The organism is Rubritalea sp. (assembly GCF_051252225.1).
Taxonomy (GTDB): domain Bacteria; phylum Verrucomicrobiota; class Verrucomicrobiia; order Verrucomicrobiales; family Akkermansiaceae; genus Rubritalea.
The window spans coordinates 93,385-109,948 of sequence record NZ_JBPOGE010000008.1; the positions used below are offsets into that span (position 1 = coordinate 93,385).

20 protein-coding genes and 1 tRNA gene are annotated in these 16,564 nt (G+C 47.3%); 10 read left to right on the top strand and 11 right to left on the bottom strand.

Features of this window, described 5'->3' with window-relative positions; translation table 11 throughout:
* Nucleotides 1-25: 25 nt before the first annotated feature.
* Nucleotides 26-1,105, bottom strand: coding sequence for a 3-dehydroquinate synthase (gene aroB / locus ACSHX2_RS09735; RefSeq protein WP_435692749.1), 1,080 nt, complete (start codon nucleotides 1,103-1,105; stop codon nucleotides 26-28).
* Between the two features lie 122 nt (nucleotides 1,106-1,227).
* Here aroB and ACSHX2_RS09740 point away from each other — a divergent pair, with 122 nt between their 5' ends.
* From ACSHX2_RS09740 to ACSHX2_RS09750, 3 genes are all read left to right on the top strand, one after another.
* Nucleotides 1,228-1,584 (top strand): hypothetical protein, encoded by a 357-nt coding sequence (locus ACSHX2_RS09740; protein ID WP_435692750.1) that lies wholly within the window; start codon nucleotides 1,228-1,230, stop codon nucleotides 1,582-1,584.
* 69 nt (nucleotides 1,585-1,653) lie between these two features.
* Nucleotides 1,654-2,184 carry an RNA polymerase sigma factor gene (locus ACSHX2_RS09745; protein ID WP_435692751.1) on the top strand — a complete coding sequence of 177 codons (531 nt, stop codon included), beginning with the start codon at nucleotides 1,654-1,656 and terminating at the stop codon, nucleotides 2,182-2,184.
* The gene (locus tag ACSHX2_RS09750; RefSeq protein ID WP_435692752.1) at nucleotides 2,177-3,163 is read left to right on the top strand and encodes a hypothetical protein; all 987 of its coding nucleotides are present in this window, start codon (nucleotides 2,177-2,179) and stop codon (nucleotides 3,161-3,163) included. The genes ACSHX2_RS09745 and ACSHX2_RS09750 overlap by 8 nt, the downstream gene beginning before the upstream one ends.
* Nucleotides 3,164-3,795: 632 nt before the next feature.
* On the opposite strand, the gene ACSHX2_RS09755 is transcribed toward ACSHX2_RS09750, so the two are convergent.
* Nucleotides 3,796-4,242, bottom strand: a complete 447-nt coding sequence (locus ACSHX2_RS09755; protein ID WP_435692753.1) for a MarR family winged helix-turn-helix transcriptional regulator — start codon at nucleotides 4,240-4,242, stop codon at nucleotides 3,796-3,798.
* A gap of 164 nt (nucleotides 4,243-4,406) precedes the next feature.
* Nucleotides 4,407-4,799: a hypothetical protein gene (locus ACSHX2_RS09760; protein ID WP_435692754.1), complete on the bottom strand. Its 393-nt coding sequence runs from the start codon at nucleotides 4,797-4,799 to the stop codon at nucleotides 4,407-4,409.
* 134 nt (nucleotides 4,800-4,933) lie between these two features.
* On the opposite strand from ACSHX2_RS09760, the gene ACSHX2_RS09765 reads away from it, so the two are divergent.
* Both ACSHX2_RS09765 and ACSHX2_RS09770 read left to right on the top strand, forming a co-directional pair.
* Nucleotides 4,934-5,023 (top strand) — tRNA-Ser (locus ACSHX2_RS09765).
* Between the two features lie 84 nt (nucleotides 5,024-5,107).
* Nucleotides 5,108-5,404, top strand: coding sequence for a gamma-butyrobetaine hydroxylase-like domain-containing protein (locus ACSHX2_RS09770; RefSeq protein WP_435692755.1), 297 nt, complete (start codon nucleotides 5,108-5,110; stop codon nucleotides 5,402-5,404).
* Nucleotides 5,405-5,410: 6 nt separating this feature from the next.
* Here the strand turns inward: ACSHX2_RS09770 and selB are convergent, their stop codons facing one another.
* Genes selB through ACSHX2_RS09790 form a run of 4 tightly spaced genes read right to left on the bottom strand, consistent with a single transcriptional unit; the run spans nucleotide 5,411 to nucleotide 9,720 of the window.
* Nucleotides 5,411-7,315: a selenocysteine-specific translation elongation factor gene (gene selB / locus ACSHX2_RS09775; protein WP_435692756.1), complete on the bottom strand. Its 1,905-nt coding sequence runs from the start codon at nucleotides 7,313-7,315 to the stop codon at nucleotides 5,411-5,413.
* A gap of 14 nt (nucleotides 7,316-7,329) precedes the next feature.
* Entirely contained in the window at nucleotides 7,330-7,560 is a 231-nt protein-coding gene (locus ACSHX2_RS09780) for a translation initiation factor IF-1 (RefSeq protein WP_435692757.1), read from the bottom strand.
* Between the two features lie 23 nt (nucleotides 7,561-7,583).
* On the bottom strand, nucleotides 7,584-8,669 hold the full coding sequence (locus ACSHX2_RS09785; RefSeq protein ID WP_435692758.1) for an acyl-CoA reductase: 1,086 nt from the start codon (nucleotides 8,667-8,669) through the stop codon (nucleotides 7,584-7,586).
* 4 nt (nucleotides 8,670-8,673) lie between these two features.
* On the bottom strand, nucleotides 8,674-9,720 hold the full coding sequence (locus ACSHX2_RS09790) for a hypothetical protein (protein ID WP_435692759.1): 1,047 nt from the start codon (nucleotides 9,718-9,720) through the stop codon (nucleotides 8,674-8,676).
* Nucleotides 9,721-9,908: 188 nt separating this feature from the next.
* Between ACSHX2_RS09790 and ACSHX2_RS09795 the strand changes: the two genes are divergently transcribed.
* The 5 genes from ACSHX2_RS09795 (at nucleotide 9,909) to ACSHX2_RS09815 (ending at nucleotide 13,866) form a co-directional block, all read left to right on the top strand.
* On the top strand, nucleotides 9,909-10,340 hold the full coding sequence (locus tag ACSHX2_RS09795; protein ID WP_435692760.1) for a hypothetical protein: 432 nt from the start codon (nucleotides 9,909-9,911) through the stop codon (nucleotides 10,338-10,340).
* Nucleotides 10,341-10,412: 72 nt separating this feature from the next.
* Nucleotides 10,413-11,255: a prephenate dehydrogenase gene (locus tag ACSHX2_RS09800; protein ID WP_435692761.1), complete on the top strand. Its 843-nt coding sequence runs from the start codon at nucleotides 10,413-10,415 to the stop codon at nucleotides 11,253-11,255.
* 14 nt (nucleotides 11,256-11,269) lie between these two features.
* Entirely contained in the window at nucleotides 11,270-12,556 is a 1,287-nt protein-coding gene (aroA, locus tag ACSHX2_RS09805; RefSeq protein WP_435692762.1) for a 3-phosphoshikimate 1-carboxyvinyltransferase, read from the top strand.
* 8 nt (nucleotides 12,557-12,564) lie between these two features.
* Nucleotides 12,565-13,236 (top strand): (d)CMP kinase, encoded by a 672-nt coding sequence (gene cmk, locus ACSHX2_RS09810; protein WP_435692763.1) that lies wholly within the window; start codon nucleotides 12,565-12,567, stop codon nucleotides 13,234-13,236.
* Nucleotides 13,237-13,248: 12 nt separating this feature from the next.
* A complete protein-coding gene (locus ACSHX2_RS09815; RefSeq protein WP_435692764.1) occupies nucleotides 13,249-13,866 on the top strand; it encodes a lysophospholipid acyltransferase family protein in 618 nt (205 codons plus the stop codon).
* A 65-nt stretch (nucleotides 13,867-13,931) separates the two neighbouring features.
* On the opposite strand, the gene ACSHX2_RS09820 is transcribed toward ACSHX2_RS09815, so the two are convergent.
* Genes ACSHX2_RS09820 through ACSHX2_RS09835 form a run of 4 tightly spaced genes read right to left on the bottom strand, consistent with a single transcriptional unit; the run spans nucleotide 13,932 to nucleotide 16,561 of the window.
* Nucleotides 13,932-14,261, bottom strand: coding sequence for a hypothetical protein (locus ACSHX2_RS09820; protein WP_435692765.1), 330 nt, complete (start codon nucleotides 14,259-14,261; stop codon nucleotides 13,932-13,934).
* Nucleotides 14,261-14,893, bottom strand: coding sequence for an HAD-IB family phosphatase (locus tag ACSHX2_RS09825; RefSeq protein ID WP_435692766.1), 633 nt, complete (start codon nucleotides 14,891-14,893; stop codon nucleotides 14,261-14,263). The genes ACSHX2_RS09820 and ACSHX2_RS09825 overlap by 1 nt, the downstream gene beginning before the upstream one ends.
* Before the next feature lie 53 nt (nucleotides 14,894-14,946).
* Nucleotides 14,947-15,399, bottom strand: coding sequence for a L,D-transpeptidase family protein (locus tag ACSHX2_RS09830; RefSeq protein WP_435692767.1), 453 nt, complete (start codon nucleotides 15,397-15,399; stop codon nucleotides 14,947-14,949).
* Between the two features lie 10 nt (nucleotides 15,400-15,409).
* On the bottom strand, nucleotides 15,410-16,561 hold the full coding sequence (locus tag ACSHX2_RS09835; protein ID WP_435692768.1) for a beta-ketoacyl synthase N-terminal-like domain-containing protein: 1,152 nt from the start codon (nucleotides 16,559-16,561) through the stop codon (nucleotides 15,410-15,412).
* Between the last annotated feature and the right edge of the window lie 3 nt (nucleotides 16,562-16,564).

Sequence of the window (16,564 nt, forward strand, 5' to 3'; positions counted from 1 at the left end):
TTTGTGTTTGTAGCTGGAAAACGGGTTAGCTGCGGAGGGCTTCGATAGTTCTCTCGATGGATTGCCAGGTGATTTCTTTTGATACGAAGGCGTCTCCGAGTGAGCGGAGGAGTACGAAGTTGATGGTGCCGCCGCTGAATTTTTTGTCTCGCTTCATTTTCTCGAGCACGACAGAGGTTTTGATTTCATCGGGAAGGATGAGAGGAAGTTCGAAGCCTTTTAGTAGCTCGAGCACGCGGGTTGATTCTGCGGGGGAGAGTGAGGAATATTCTTCAGAAAGCATGAGAGCTGCGCGGATTCCTAGTGAAATAGCTTCACCGTGGAGCAGGGTACCGTAGGGGACTGCGGCTTCGATACCGTGGCCTATGGTGTGGCCAAAGTTGAGCAGTGCGCGGGTGCCAGAGGTTTCTTGTTCGTCTTCCTCGACCACGCGGGCTTTGATGGCGATATTGCGCGCGATGAGTTCAGCGGGTGGTGCTTGATCAGCTGGCGAGAGTCCTTCTAGTTCTGTGAACATCTCGGCATCTCTGATGGCTGCGTGCTTGATCGCTTCGGCATAACCTTCTCGGTATTCACGACCGGGGAGTGAACTCAGGGTGGCTGGATCAGCGAGTACGAGCTGTGGCTGGTGAAAGGCGCCTACGAGATTTTTTCCCTCGGCAATATTGACACCGGTCTTTCCTCCCACTGAGGAGTCGACAAGTGACACGATAGTAGTGGGAATCTGCACAAATGGAATACCGCGGTAGAATACGGATGCTACAAAGCCGGCAAGATCACCCACGACACCACCGCCGAGCGCTATGACGAAGGAGGAGCGATCGTGGCCTTCTTGAGTCATTTCGCGGCACAACAGCTCGACATTACTCATGGATTTAGACGCTTCACCTGCAGGCACAGTGTGGGTGGAGCTATGGTAGCCGGCAGCTTTTAGTTTGCTGGCTAATGCTTCATTGTACAATGGGCCTACATTACTGTCGGTGATGATTGCAGCTTTACCTTTGAGGTCTGCTTCCAAAATGAGTTCGGCTGCTTTCTCAAGCATGCCGTATTTGCAAAGAACATCGTATGAACGGGAACCTAAATTAACGTGGACGCTAGCCATAGCGATTGATTAGGCGATCTGGAGGGCTTCGTAAACTGTGAAGTCGTATAAATATACAAATGCTGTATTATTAGCATTTAGGATTTACTTCACAATGTAGATTGTGCTAGAAAAACAGCACTATGAAAATTGTATTTCTATCCTGTTTGAAAGTAGTGTGTGCTTTGTTGGTTTTAGGTGGCCTTAGTTCTTGCGGGTTATTTGGGCTGAATCTTGGGTCGAGCCCTGAGGTGTCTCAGAGTACTGAAACTGTTTTGCCAAAGGAGACTGATGACGGGAATATTTCTGATGAGCTAATAAAGCCTGTGGAGCATACTATTAGACCTATAGCTGAGCCGGTACCAGGGCGTGCGGGGTATGTGATTAATCCTTTTACAGGCAACATAGTGGATGTGAGGGGGCTAAGTGCTGGCATTTTGGTAAGAGATCCACAGGACCCTGAGAAGGCTAATAGCTTTCGCGTTCCAGCGTTTGAATAAGTGATTTTGATTAAAAGGGGATAAGTGTGGAATAGTTTCCCTCTCTATTTACTCTAAGTATTAGAAAGTATGAGTGAGTTCCAAGAATTAGTAGACGCGCACTACCAACCTCTCTATCGATTTGCCTATTCGTTGGCAAAAAACCCAGATAGAGCAGCAGACTTAGTGCAACAAACATTCTGCATTTGGGCCCAGAAAGGGGATCAACTGAAGGATAGAAGCAAGGCGAAGACGTGGTTATTTACCACTCTCTACCGTGAGTTCTTAGCGCATGCTCGTCGCTCGACACGGTTTCCAGAAACAGATTTAGAAACGATCGACTACCAGCTTACCACCCATGAGCCGGATACAAGCCGAGGCCTAGATGGGAAGCGCGCGGTGGAAATACTGCAGCAGCTGGATGAAACATTTCGAGCTCCGCTATCACTCTTTTTCTTACAACAACATAGCTACAAGGAGATTGCAGCTATACTAGATATACCGATAGGTACAGTAATGTCGCGTATTTCACGTGGCAAGGAACAGCTTCGCAGCAGAATGCAGGTCGAAGCTGAAAGCAAAATAATTAACATGGACGGAAAGGTCAGACAAAATGGATAAAGAACAGGCTAAATTTTTACTTAGTAGCTTCCGCCCAGATGGAGCGGATGCACAAATGCCTGAGTTTGCTGATGCTCTGCGCCTCGCTACAGAGGACAGGGAAGTAGGGGAGTGGTTAGCGCAAGAGCGTGCTACAGATGCAGCGTTTGCGCAGGCTCTTAACGAGGTGCCTATTCCTGAAGGACTACGTGATGAAATTCTAGCGGTACTAGAATATGACGGCCAAGCTGCTGAAGTAGACGCGGAGCTCGATAGCTTACTGACTGGTGGTATGGCTATGATTTCGCCACCAGCAGGATTGCGCGAACAGATTCTTACCGCGATGGAGATGGAGAAGCAGCAGGTCGCGGCCAATAAGCCTAGGAATGTGAACGACATAGCCATGTGGCGTTGGCTTTCTGGGGCTGGAGTGGCGGCGGTAGTGGCTGTGGGTACTTTTCTTACTATTAATAAACCTGAGCCGGCTACTTCTCCGACTCCAGCGATTGTTGTAAACTCGGCGGTGGTTAATCCTGTGATTGGTAGTGCTTCGGTTCGACCGGTGGCAGTTCATAATGCAGTGCAAGAAATGGCGAGCAAGCTTGTCGCCCCAGAAGGTATTGATCTTAACACGAACTTGAGCTGTGAACATGCGGCGAAGGATTATCTGAGCGATCAACATAGCCCAGTTCCTACGAATCTACCCCAAGGCTTGAAAGATGCTAAGCTCGTTGGTGCCCGTGATGTGTATTTAGAAAATGGCCAGCCTGTATCACTTCTCTGTTTTGAGAAAGAGGGAATGGGTATGGTACATATTATGGTGCTGGATGCGGTGAACTTAGAAGATCCAGACGTACTAGACTCTATGAAGAGCATATCATTGAAGTCATGTTTCGGTTGTGAAAAAACGCAATTCAATATCGTCCATTGGATAGAAGGCGATAATGCTTACATGATGATGACCAAGGCCGATAAACAGGATATGGTTAAACTTTTCTAGAAGTAGCTAAACTTTTCTCATTCAATGCGCAGCCTAGGTTGCGCATTTTTTGTGCCTAGGTAATTCGCTTTAGTTACTATTAAAGGGCAGCTCTAGTAATACCAAACTGAGTTCCAAAAGAGACAAATGTGATTTTACTGAAGATTGGGGAATAGCGCGTTGCGGAGGAAGTGAAGGCTGGACGCTATCCTGTTGAATCTGCGTTATTCCTCAGTCACGGTGCTCGCACCGCTCCTTCGTCACGCCTTGATTGACCAGGGAATCACTCCAGCATTAGTCTCTTTTGAATCGCAGAGTGGTATAACTCGCGTTCAGGTGCATAGGTTATTTATTTTTTCATTTGTGAGCCTAGCTCATTTAAAAATGAGATGCACTTTTCGGGCTGAAAAGCCTTTCTGCGCATTGCGTCGTTGTTCTTCATTGACGGATATTAATCCGCTCATTCATTGTGCCAGGCCTCGCTTGAAATTCTTTTCAGCGCTAATAACGCTAGTTGCCGGAGGTGCTCTAAACAAGATTCAGTTATTCTGAATTATTAATCCAGGTCACAGATCTTTGGGTTTTGAGACAAAAAAACGCACTCAGCTTACTGCAGAGTGCGCTCTATTAAAATTTTTGTGTGGTCTCAGGTGCTAGCGGTTGATCATCATCTGTGCGTGACGGATGGTGTCGGCTTCTTCTTCGTCCATCTCAGCCATTGTGTCGGCGAGGCTAGAAGCTATCTCTGTACGCATTAGAGCGACGAGATCTGTACCTTTACTAGTGATACGAACCATGATCTTGCGGCGGTCTTCGGCAGCATGCACACGCTCTACATAACCAAGCTTCTCAAGGCGGTCAACAAGTCCAGTCGCAGCTGCAGTGGAGTGGCCCATTTTTTTTGCGATGTCTGACATGGTCAGATAGTCTTCGCTAGAAAGGTATGCCATAAGAAAAAACTGAGGGAACGAGATGTTACCACGGTTGAGCTCAGAGGAGAGGTTCAAGATACATGAACGCTGAGTGAACAGAACAAAATCAGCGAGTCGTTCTGCTTCCGCGAGGCCTGCGGGGGAGATCAGGGGTGAGGGCGTTTTCATAAGTGCCTTGTGATAGGTTTATTGTTTTGTGATTCTGAGACCATTCTTGAATCTGCGTACAGCCTAACATTTTTTTTAAAATAGAAGCAATAGTTTTATAAACTTTTTCAAAATAACTCTAAAGATTCACTGTTCTGATAATGGTTCACAAATCTTTTTTAGTATTAGTCGAGCGAATTAGCGGTCTCTGTATCTGATTGAGCTAGATCGTCTTGGAGGGGGACATCAATAGTCCTCTGAAAAACTGGGTCATTTATGGTGAAATTAGAACTCTTAATATCGGCAACATAGAACTGACCTTGCTTTTGTTCATTGAGGGCAATGGAATAAATTTCACCATGCTGGTTTCGACTATAATAAACCGTGTTTTCAGTTGTTCGAATGTTTCGGTAACGTTGTATGAGCATGTATCCATCGTCTGGGTATAGTGCGGCGATACGGCCAACTAACAGGTCTTGTTGGACTTCTTTTTTACTCTCTTCAGGTGCAGTGGAGTTGCTGGAACAGCTGCAAATGATTAAGCCTAAAATAGGAAGGTAAAATCGAAGGTGTGACATAGTGTGGGGATTCTAATCGCTCCTTAAAGGTACTCAAGAAAGAGCGTTAGAAATGATGATTTTTTTTAGTTTTGCAGGGTTGACGCAACAGGCAAGATATGGTTTTGTCCCACCACTTCGACGAACGAATCACTGGACCGGTGGCTGAGTGGTCGAAAGCGCTCCCCTGCTAAGGGAGTATACCGGTGACGGTATCGAGGGTTCGAATCCCTCCCGGTCTGCCATTTGTTTGATGGATGAAAAAGCTCGCTAGCATTTTGTTAGCGGGCTTTCTTTTTTAGTTCACTTATTCTAATTATCTATTCGCCATGCTGAGTCTTGAAAATATCGCAAGTATAGGAGATGAGCTCGCTATTGCCTGGAGTGATGGTCTTGAGAATTACATCAAGCACGAGGAGTTGAGGAGAGCGTGTCCTTGTGCAAACTGCCAAGGTGAGCCAGATGCTTTAGGGCGTGTGGTGAAACCTCCGGTGCATTATAACGACAAGAGCTTTCTCTTGGCTCGTTATGAAAATGTGGGTGGTTATGCAGTGCAATTTCACTGGGCTGATGGCCATGGAACCGGAATCTATAGCTACGAATACTTACGTAAGCTGGGAGAGTAAAAAAAATTATGCGAGGCTTCGGTAGTCGCCGTCGCGGATGGTGATGCCTTTTGCATCGAAGTCTTCTAAGAGAGGCATAATATATTTACGGCTGGTGCCACTGTGTTCTCGGAGTTCAGAAGCGGTAGCTCTCTCATGCGCCGCCAAGTATTCGAGCACAGACTTATGAAGTGTTTGGTAATTATCGTGATCTAACAATGCTTTGGGGTCGAGTTCGATCACCTGTCCTGAACGGATAAGGAATGTAAGGGCTTGTTGCGATGGTTCGTCGGGCGCTATTTCGACTCGAGGCGGGGGAGTGAGTCCCCCCATTTGAAATGACTTAAGAATTTGTTGAGCAAAGGGGAGTAAGCGTTCGGGGAGCTCTAGCGAGTGTTCTTCATTGGCAATTCCATCTTTCTGTTTGGTGTAACCATGAGCGAGAATGTGCTTTTCGATCGCTTCTAATAGTTCTTCGGGAACGCCATCGCTCATTAGCTGGGTTCTCCAAGAGCCAATAGGCATGGATGGTGCGTCTGTATTGCTCGTGTGCCACAGGTCTATGATTTCGGTTGCTGTGGCTGTGATTTTTTTCCACCAGGTAGGGGCTAGAATCCAACCGCTGCGGAGAGTAAGCTTTTTCTCCTTTGCTAGTTTTTCTATAGTTTGATGGATGTATGCTTTAGTGAATGGGAGATTAGTGAGTGGTTGTGAAGCGAGTACGGCTGGATTTTTAAGTAGCTCGGAAAGAATAAGCTCACGTAAATTATAGGGAGATACTGAGCGCTGAGCCAGAAAGTGGGCTCTTGTTTCGGTGCGGAAACCTCTAGCTTTTGCTCCAGCGTCTAGAATAGTTCCTCCGCCCAGAGTTCCTTGTTGTCCACCATCGCGAATCACAAAGTGGTCTCCAACGCAGGCTGCGATAGGGGACTCGAGTCTGAGCTGGGCGTAACATTTTTCTCCAAGATCTAATGCCGTGCGGTCGTTTAGGATGACACGTGCACGTGTGCGGCTAGTTCCGTGGTGGAGGACGACAGTTTCCGTGTTTTTAAGTGCTCGTGATGTTGCAGATTGGCCTGAGATCGATCGATCCGCTCGGTGTAGCTGAACATCGAGTACAGCCACTGGCTCTAGGTGATCAGGTAGAGTGAGTAATGAGCCTCTGCTGACTCCTGGTTTACCACGCTGTTTGAGTGGTAGGTCTGGGAGATTGAGTGCTGTGCGCATTCCGCTTACTGACAAGGCGAGTGCTTGGTTGTGACTTTGCACATTGCGGATGCTTGCGGTAATATTTTCTGGCAAGCAGACAAGGGTTTCGCCTTTATTGAGAGCCTCGCCAGTGAGTGTTCCGGTAACTACTGTGCCAGCACCTTTGGGGGAGAAGGCTCGGTCAACGGAGAGGCGAGGGATGTGATGCTTAGGACCTGACTGAAGAGCTTTGGCCTGTTTGAGAATTTCTTCTTTTAGGTTCTCAATGCCATCACCTGTGATTGAGGAGACTGGGATGATGGGAGTATTTTCTATGTGCGTGCCTGAAATTTCTTCACGGACAAGTTCGACAGTGAAGTCTAGGTCTTCTGCCAAGTCGCATTTTGTGAGTGCGATGATGACATTTCTAATACCAAGATAGTGTAGAATCTGAAGATGTTCTTCAGACTGAGGCATCCATCCATCATCTGCAGCTACGATAAATAATGCGATGTCGAGAGCGCCGACTCCCGAAACCATATTATTGATAAAGTCGGCATGGCCTGGGACATCAATCAGTCCAATCTCGAATTCCCCTAGATTGAGGTGGGCAAAGCCAAGTTCTATGGTGACTCCCCTCGACTTTTCTTCGGGAAGTCGATCTGGGTCTATCCCGGAAAGCGCTTTAACGAGTGAAGACTTTCCGTGGTCAATGTGACCAGCTGTACCCAGAATAATATTCATTATGAAATGTCTGATTAGTCCTCAGCTGGAGTCGGAATGATGCGTGCTTTTTCGAAATCGAATGGAGTCATTTCAACAGTGACCATATCACCAATTTCTAGGGAGTCCCGGTAGTCTTTGTGCTTAAGCTGTGAATGACCGAGGGCGGTTTTACCATTAGGTAGAGTTACAATGAAGGTCATTCCATCATCACGTTTCTCTTTGATAGTCGCTGAGGTTCGGATTGGGTTGTCTTTGTTAGCCATATAAAAAATTTCTATTATTAATGTTATAGGTGAATGTCTTGCCAGGTTACGAGACTGGCGAGAGGTGAGAATCCATCGTGGTGCCAGAAAAGGTGTGGATGTTGTGCTTTTCCTAGTTGGCAGATGCGAGCTGGAGTGAGGTATTCTGCATCCTTGAGCAAGCCTGAAAGTGGTGAGAGGGCGATGGTGCTGAGATATTTCAGTTCAGCTCCTAATTTTTTCGGGTCGGATGGCCAGGGGCGAACGTAAATGACTCTATTCTGGGGGCTCGGGCGCAGTGTGGGATCATTTTCGTAAATGACTGTCCAACTAGTATCCTGTTCACTTTCGAAGAGTTGATATTGCTCGGGGGTTTGAGCCGATTGGTAGCGTATTGTTTCTCGAAGGTTGCGGATGGCGCCGCTTTCCGAAATGCTGATAGGTGAGCGCGGGTTTAGTTGGCCATAGTTTTGCATGGCTTTAGCTAAAAGTGGGGCAAAGCTCTGAGCGTCTTCTTTCACATAGATGGCGTGAGGAGAAAGACAGCCTTGCTGGTCATAGAGTGAGGCATCGATCGCCGCGAGTTGGGCATTTTTTACTGAGGGTTTATCGATCAGAGCAAAACTGATTTTATGCCCGTGTGGGATGAAGCGCTGATTCGGTGAAAGTTGTGCATGAATGGCGGCGATTGATGGATCTGAGCCGATTGCTATGACAGTATCTGCTGATTCGATGAGATCTCCGTTCAGCTCGTAGGTAAAAGAGCAGAGCTCCTGTAGTTCGGGATGGAGTGATTGATGAAATGCGTGAATTTCTGGAATCGTCTCTGAATTTTTCGTCGATTTCCTAGAAGGCAGTTTTACTGTGTTCTTTGCTCCAATGAGGAGACCACGGAGTAGACTCTGTAGTCCTGCGTGTGGTGTGTTACCGCTGATAATGTGGAGAATGTTTTTTGTCGCTGTGGCTTTCGTAAGCATGTCTCCGACCTGTTGATACTCATCAAGAGCTTCAGGGTGGCCCAGCTCATGGCTCACCCAGTCTAGTAGGTCGTTGGCAGAGAATTCTCCTAGAAACCGGGAAAATGCATTGCTTGTTTTTGCTAGTTCAAATGCTCGCTGTTCGGTGGTCATGGACTTAGTTATTGAGGACACTATCAATACTTCTTGAGCAACCTCTAGGAAGAGCTGAGGGATCGCGGCCTATGAGGGTGAAGTGGTGCTCGTCATGGTAAATGGCAAGGTCTTGTGTGCGAATGGCGCAAACCGAGTCAAGGTTAGCTAGGTCGTAAATAATGAGATAACCGATTTCACCAACTTGAACATCCTTGTCGGTTTCGGGATCCACCACGCGAATTTTCATCCAGTGTGGAGAATGGTGGGGGGAGCCTATGCCTTTGGTGTAGCATTGGGAGCTAAGTTCAGTCATGGAATATTCATTCCAGATTTGTTCATTGGCTAAACCGATAGAAGACTGGAACTGTCCATAGAGTTGGTCTTTTGTGAGTGTACGACCACTCCCTTTGTAGCCTCCAGTTTCCATGGCCCAACTGCCGGCAGGAAGCGTCAGAGAGGTGTCTAGTGATTCAAAGAGATTGAGAAATGCGAGTGCTGTTCCTAGAAGGATGACCGGCTCGGAGTTTCTGCTAGCCTCAATAATAGGAGTGGGGTCTAAAGTTTCATTGCTGATGAGATACGTAGCATTCTTGCAATAATGTTGGCGCAAGGTTTCCATCATATGGGAGAGGGAGGAATGGGGCGCTTCTGCAGGTGAGGGAGTCAGGATGAATACTTTGCCAGTAGGAGCTGGAAGGTTTAGTTGTTTCCAGGCTTGAAGGATGGATAGGTCGTAGAGCTCTGTTTGGCGGAAATGGTGTTTCCCTTTGATCTCACCAGTGGTTCCAGAGGTTTGGAAAGTGGAGCAAATTTCACTAGCGCTGATGCAAGATGGAGGGGAGTTTGACTTAAATGTATCAGTCGTCAGCGCAGGAAACTCTTTCCAATCATTCATACTTTCGACATCTATAAGCTGGCAGAGCCTACGAAATGCAGTGTTTTGCGCTAATTGGTATTGAAAGAGTTCCTTCGCTAAAGAGTCAAAATTGTGCCCGCTAAACTCAGGTGCGTGAATGAATGATTCCACTGCTGATAGAGTCTTTTGATAGATAGAATTGTTGGGCATCATATTCTGAAAAGCTGTAAGAAAGAGTAAAGGGGAAGCGTAGATTGACTTCAAGTCCTATGCTGAGGCCAAGCTTAGTCTTTTTTTCAGCGCGACTGCTTGACTTTGCTTAAGCTTGGGACAAGAATCGAAACAGTGCTGCTTATGCAGCTAACAGTTTAAAACTACCTACCACTTATCAGTTAGTCATTATGAAAATTGCTATTTTCACTCTCCTCTCAGCGGCGTTCTGCGCTCTTGTGACCTCGTGTTATTACCCGCCATCCTACCCTAAGCAGCCAAACCAGCCAGTGACACCGCCGGCACCAGTTGATAATACAACGGCTACAGATCCAGGAGCACAGCAGCTTCAAGCCGCTAGAGAGCGCCTCGAAGCTCAGCAAAATGGTGCTACCTCTAATCCTTACAACCAGAGCGCTCAGTTACCTACAACTGACCCTAACGTGGCAGTAGCTCCTCCGGCACCAACGACATACCCATATGCAACGAAGGTTCCAAGTAAGCCAGGCTTCGTATTTAACCCATTTACAAAAAATCAAGTGGATGTACGTGGTATCCCAGAAGGTACTCTTGTGCGTGATCCATACGACAATGATCAGACGCACAAATTCCGTGTGCCTTAGGTCGTAGATTAAATAAGAATTTATTGCGCCGAGCCTTGCATTTAGGGCTCGGCGCTTTTTATATCAGTGCGGATGATTAAGCGCGTTTCCATACTCGGACCAGGTCTACTTGGTGGCTCCATCGCATTGGCTGTGACAAAGCACATGCCAGAGGTGGAGCTAGTCCTCTGGGGGCGGCGTGAACAGCCTCTTGAACTCGCTCAGAAAATGGGTGTGCGAGTAACAACGACGGATCTATTTGAGGCTGTCGATAATGCGGATCTCATCATTTTAGCAACACCCGTGGGTGTGATGAAAACATTGGTGAAGCAAATTGCTGCACGCTTTCCTCAGCAGGAAATGCTTTTGACCGATGTGGGTAGCGTAAAGCGGCTGCCACACAAGGAGATCGGTGAGCTAATAAATGATACCCAACTTGAGTTTATTGGAAGCCACCCTATGGCTGGTTCCGAGAAAACTGGGATGGAGGCAGCATTTGTCGACTTGCTAGACGGATCGACTTGTTTGGTAACCAATGATGCCGGTGTCGCTGAGGAGAAAGTTCTGAAGCTAGAGAATTTCTGGCAACACCTAGGTTGTAAAACGCGGAGAATGACGGCGGAAGATCACGATTATGCGGTCGCTCGAGTGAGTCATTTCCCTCATATTTTGGCCTCTGTAGGTGCGACTGTTGGTTTAGCATTCGAAGACATCGCTGAGCTTTGCGGTGGCGGAATGCGCGACACGACTAGAGTCGCTGGTGGAGACCCAAGCCTGTGGACTGAAATTTTAATGGAAAACAGCGATGCCCTTCAACGCTCGATGCGTGAGAGTATCGCTGACCTTGTAAAACTTATGGACTGTCTCGAGAAAGGGGACAGAGAGCAAATGTTTGACTATTTAGCCGAAGCGAAAAAACGCAGGGAGCTAATCTAAGCAATTTATTTTTTATGGAATCTATTACCTTAAAACCGATTTCTCGTATCAATGGCGAGGTAAATATGCCGGGCTCTAAGAGCTTGTCTAACCGCGCGCTTTTACTAGCAGCTCTCGCTGAGGGCACCACAGAGATTACAAATCTACTCGATAGTGATGACGTGCAACGCATGTTAGAGGCGCTCGCGCTACTTGGTGTGAAGTATGAGCTGTCCGAGAATGGTACAGTTTGTACGATGCATGGACTAGGCCGACCATTAGGGACTGGTGAGACACTAGAGCTTTTCCTTGGTAATGCAGGGACTGCTATGCGCTCGCTCGCTGGGGCAATGACCTTAGGTAAGGGGGAATTCACGCTTACAGGGATCTCACGCATGGAGGAGCGTCCGATCGATGCTTTAGTCGATACACTGCGTAGTATGGGCTGTGATATCACTTGTCTCAAAAATGAGGGCTACCCACCACTATTGATCAAAGCGAATGGGCTTAAAGGTGGAAAAGTTCAAGTGGATGGAACTATCTCTAGTCAATTTCTGACATCTCTCTTGATGTCTGCTCCTTATGCTGAAAATGATATGGAGATTGAGATCGTAGGTGAACTAGTTTCTAAACCTTATATCGACATAACCACCCATATCATGGAGCAGTTTGGAGTGAGTGTGGAGAATGACAATTATCAACGATTCTATGTGAAGGCTGGTCAAAAGTATAAATCACCGGGCCGTTTCATGGTGGAAGGTGATGCTTCCTCAGCTTCCTACTTTCTCGCTGCCGGAGCAATAAAAGGTGGGCGTATCAAGGTTACAGGCATTGGGAAGAAAAGCATTCAAGGCGATGTAGCATTTGCCAAAGTTCTCGAAGACATGGGAGCTAAGGTTGAGTGGTATGATGAATATATCGTGGTTGAAGGTGGTGATCTCACTGCTGTGGATCAAGATATGAACCATATTCCAGATGCTGCGATGACAATTGCTACTGCTGCTCTCTTCGCGAAAGGAACAACCGCGATTCGTAATATCTATAACTGGCGAGTAAAGGAAACTGATCGTCTTCATGCTATGGCAACAGAACTCCGTAAAGTGGGAGCTGAAGTAGTGGAGGGTGAAGATTTTATCGAAATTACGCCACCAGCAAAGATTCAACACGCAGTAATCGATACCTATGACGACCACCGTGTTGCAATGTGTTTCTCTCTGGTTGCGTTAGATCCTGATTGTGGAGTAACTATCAATGATCCAGGCTGCACAGCAAAAACCTTTCCAGATTATTTTGATCGTCTCGCTAGTGTGAGCGAATACTAACATTTTTTATGAGCACTTCACATATTGCAGTAGCAATCGACGGACCGGCCGCATCAGGGAAAAGCACAGTGGCGAAGACTTTAGCTAAACGCCTCGGACTTATCATGGTGAATACGGGCGCAATGTACCGAGCTGTAGCCTGGGCTACGATTCAGAAGAATGTCGACCCATCTGATAGTACCGCAGTTATAGCGATGTTAGATGAGGTCGAATTTAGCTGTGGTGTTAGCAATAACCTTTCTACGGTTTTGGTCGATGGAGTAGATCCCGGTGATGCGCTGCGACAAGATGCAGTAAATAGCCGAGTGTCTAAGGTAGCGGCTATTCCAGAAGTGAGAGCACTTTTAGTCGCAATGCAGCGAGATTATTTGGAATTGGGTAGCGTGGTCATGGAAGGCCGTGACATTGGCTCAGTCGTTTTTCCAGACACACCATTTAAAATGTATATTGATGCATCTGAGGAAGTTCGTCGTAAGCGTCGTGCTGCTGAAGGTATTATTGATGATCCTACAGCTCGCGATAAAGAGGACAGTAAGCGGAAAAGCTCTCCTTTAATCGTTGCCGAAGGCGCAGTGAAAATTGATTCTAGTGAACTGAGCATTGAGCAGGTGGTGAATGCCGCTCTCGATGTACTTCGTGAGCGTGGTGCTCCAGCTGAGATTCTGGCAAAAGCAAACTAACAAACTAGTGATATGAAGGTCGTCTATTGGATTGGTTATACTTTTTTTAAGAGTGCGGGTAAGGCGTTTTTTAATCGCCGTATCATCAACGAGCATAAGCTTGTGCAGGATGGTGGCGTATTGATGTGCGCGAACCACGAGAGCTTTTTGGACCCACCCTTGATTGGAATTTCCTACCCTATGAATGTGACTTATCTGGCGCGTAAGACTCTGTTCAAGGGATTCTTTAAATGGCTTTATACGCAGTGGGACGCTATTCCTATCGATCAGGAAAACCCTGACATGACTGGTCTGAAGAATATTATTCGAGCCGTTAAGAATGGTAAAAAAGTGGTGATGTTTCCCGAAGGCGAACGCACATTAGATGGTAAGTTGAATCCAGGCCTTCCTGGCGTAGGACTCATCGTCGCCAAGTCTCAGGCAACGGTCCAACCAATGCGGATTTTTGGAGCTTATGATGCATTGCCACGAGGTTCAGGGAAAATGAAGTGCAACCAGATTGATATCGTCGTAGGCGACCCAATTCACTTCACTAAAGAGGAGCTTGTAGGTTATAAGGGTAAAGATGGCTATCAGCGCATCTCTGACCGTATTATGCAGGCGATCAGTGAGCTCACTCCTGAGGGTTAAAAGTTCCCTTCTTCGAGCGGCTAATTCTGAAGGATTCTAAAAACGCATTGCTTCAAGTAATGCGTTTATTCGAACCAGCTGTGGTCGCACTCAGGACATTGCTGGGCTCTTGATGTTCGGCACAAGGTGTCACATTTTTGGCAGGTACAAGTCTGCCCATTTAGGCGAGTAAGAGTGTTACTAAGAAAGACGTGGGAGCCTTGTTCTAGTAGCTTAAGGACTGCGGGGTCTGAGGTGAGCCAGCGGGTGTGTAGGAGTTCTTTCACTGCTGGATATTCACAGAGTAAAATCATGCGCTCCACTTGGAGGTTTCGCCACGCAGCCGCTTCATCGGGAGTAAGTAGTTCCCGATGACCGTTAAAGAGGTAGTGATGCTGCGCAGTGATCTGATCCATTAGACAAGTTCTAAGAGCTCATCCAATTTGTAAATGAAGTGGTCGGCACTCGCTTTTACTTTTTCACGAGGAGTGTAGCCACCATAGCCAATAAAGCTGTCGACTTCTGGCTGGGTTTCAAGATCTGAAACGCCGTCTCCTACCATGATGATCTTCTCTGGATTGAGTTCAGTTTTGAGCTGTTTGATGATTTCAGGTTTGCCGCCATTATAGGTTGTCGGGTAGCTGGAATCAAAGGAAACATAGAACCCGTTTTCATCTAATGTGAGAGGCACCGCTTCCACGCGATCAATATCTAAATATTTGGCTAGTGGCTCTATGAGTCTCTTGAAGCCGCCTGAGAGAATTGCGAAGGTCCATCCCTTTGCGCGGAGTTTGTTAAGGGTGTCGATGGCGGTAGGTTCCACTGTATCGATATAGAGTTGTTCGATGGCAGTACAGGTCACTAAATCTGGACGAATAATATCAAGACGACGTGCAAATACTTGGTCGAGAGGGACTTCACCATTCATGGCTGCATTGGTGAGAGCTTCGACTTCAGCGAATACTTCAGGGCCTTTAGCGCGAGCAAGTTCGTCGATGCCTTCGATGGAGGAGAGAGTGGAGTCGCAGTCGAAAATGATGAGTTTCATAGATTAGAGTGTGAAGTGATAAGAAATAAGTGAGGAGTACAGAGCTAGATAACTCAGAGCTTTATTGTGACGGGAGTATTTTCTGTGACATTTTCGAAGAGTTCTAAGATGTCTTGATTGCTCATACGAATGCAGCCACAGGATTGGGGAGTGCCAATTTTATCTTCGTGGTTGGTGCCGTGGATGTAGATGTAGCGGCTTTTGGTGTTGGCATTGTCCTCATCTATTCCATCTAGCCAGAGAATACGAGTGGTGACGAGGTCATCGTGACAACAGTCACAGGGGTCCCATTTTCCGACAGGTTTTCTGCCTTTGAAAATGGTGTGGAGCGGGGCATCATGGCCATGTTTCTCGGAAACAACGAATCGACCCAAGGGGGTTTTCAATGATCCTTCTTCTGATCCAATGCCATTTTTTGCTGATGAAATTGTATAGGTCGCCAGTGGTTTCTCGCTATCAAAGAGTTGAAGGCGTTGGTCATGAATAGTGATCAAGAGTGAGCGCATGCTATCAGATTTACGATTCGGGGGGGCGTAGAGCAATGACGGAATTATGGCCACCCATTCCAACTGCAATCTTAAGAAGAGTTCCGGTAGCTGGAGTTGGATTTCTGGGAAGTGTGAATGGGTGCGGTGGACTGGTGAGGTCTAGGTTTGGGGGGAGTTGTTTGTTTCTCAAATAGTGAGATAAAATAGCTGTATCGAGAGCTCCACTGGCACCGACTGTATGCCCGGTAAATGGTTTCAGCGGGTGAAGCGAGAGAGGGGTTTGAGGTTTGAGAGCATCAAGTAGAGCCTGTTTCTCTGCGATAGAATGGAGATGAGTGCCAGAAGCGTGAGGGCAGATTGCTGTAATATTTGTCTCCGCAGGGAGGCTGGAAAGGGCGGATTCGATACAGGCTCTTAGTCCGCGACCATCACTGGGCATGCCGATAGGGGAGTCTGCATCTGAGTTACACCAGTAGCCATCTAGTAGAGGAGCATTGGTAGTTGGTTCAGTAGTTAGCACGAGTGCGCAACCTGCTTCTCCGGGAAAGAAGCCAGAGGTGTCTGGATGGTATGGGTCATTGATTCCATTGGTGCTGAGAACTCCAGTGTCGATATAGCCTTGGACAATCTCGGGAACGAGTGGCAGCTCGACGCCGATTACAATGGCGTGTTTTACAACTCCTGTTTGGAGCATCATCCAAGCCATGCCTAGGGCATCGAGAGATGCGGCACAGCCGGAGGCGATGGTTTGCCAAGGTCCAGTGATACCAAGTTCAATAGATACAGCGGATGCGATTTCTCCATGCATGGAGTTCGAGGCTGCCATGAGCTTGAACGGGCGGCGGCTAGGCCAGTTATTCAGCCAGGCGTTGCCGCGCGAAGACCCCGCGATAATGGCGGCATTTTTAAGATCCTTACCAGAGAGCTTTGCATCAGCAATTGCTTCTTTGGCGCAGTGGAGGGCTAGGCTCGATGCTGGTGCCCATTTTCGAGAGTTGAGAATAGAACGCGGCTGAATCCAAGAGCCTAAGAGTTCACTACAGTTAGATTGATCACCTAAAAGCTCTTTAAGTGGACGCAGGCCAGTCTGGCCATTTTCCATAGCTTCAGCATGCTCGGTGAGATTCTCTCCGAGACCTGAAATGGCGGAAATGCCAGTGATGGAAACTGTTTTATTCAAACG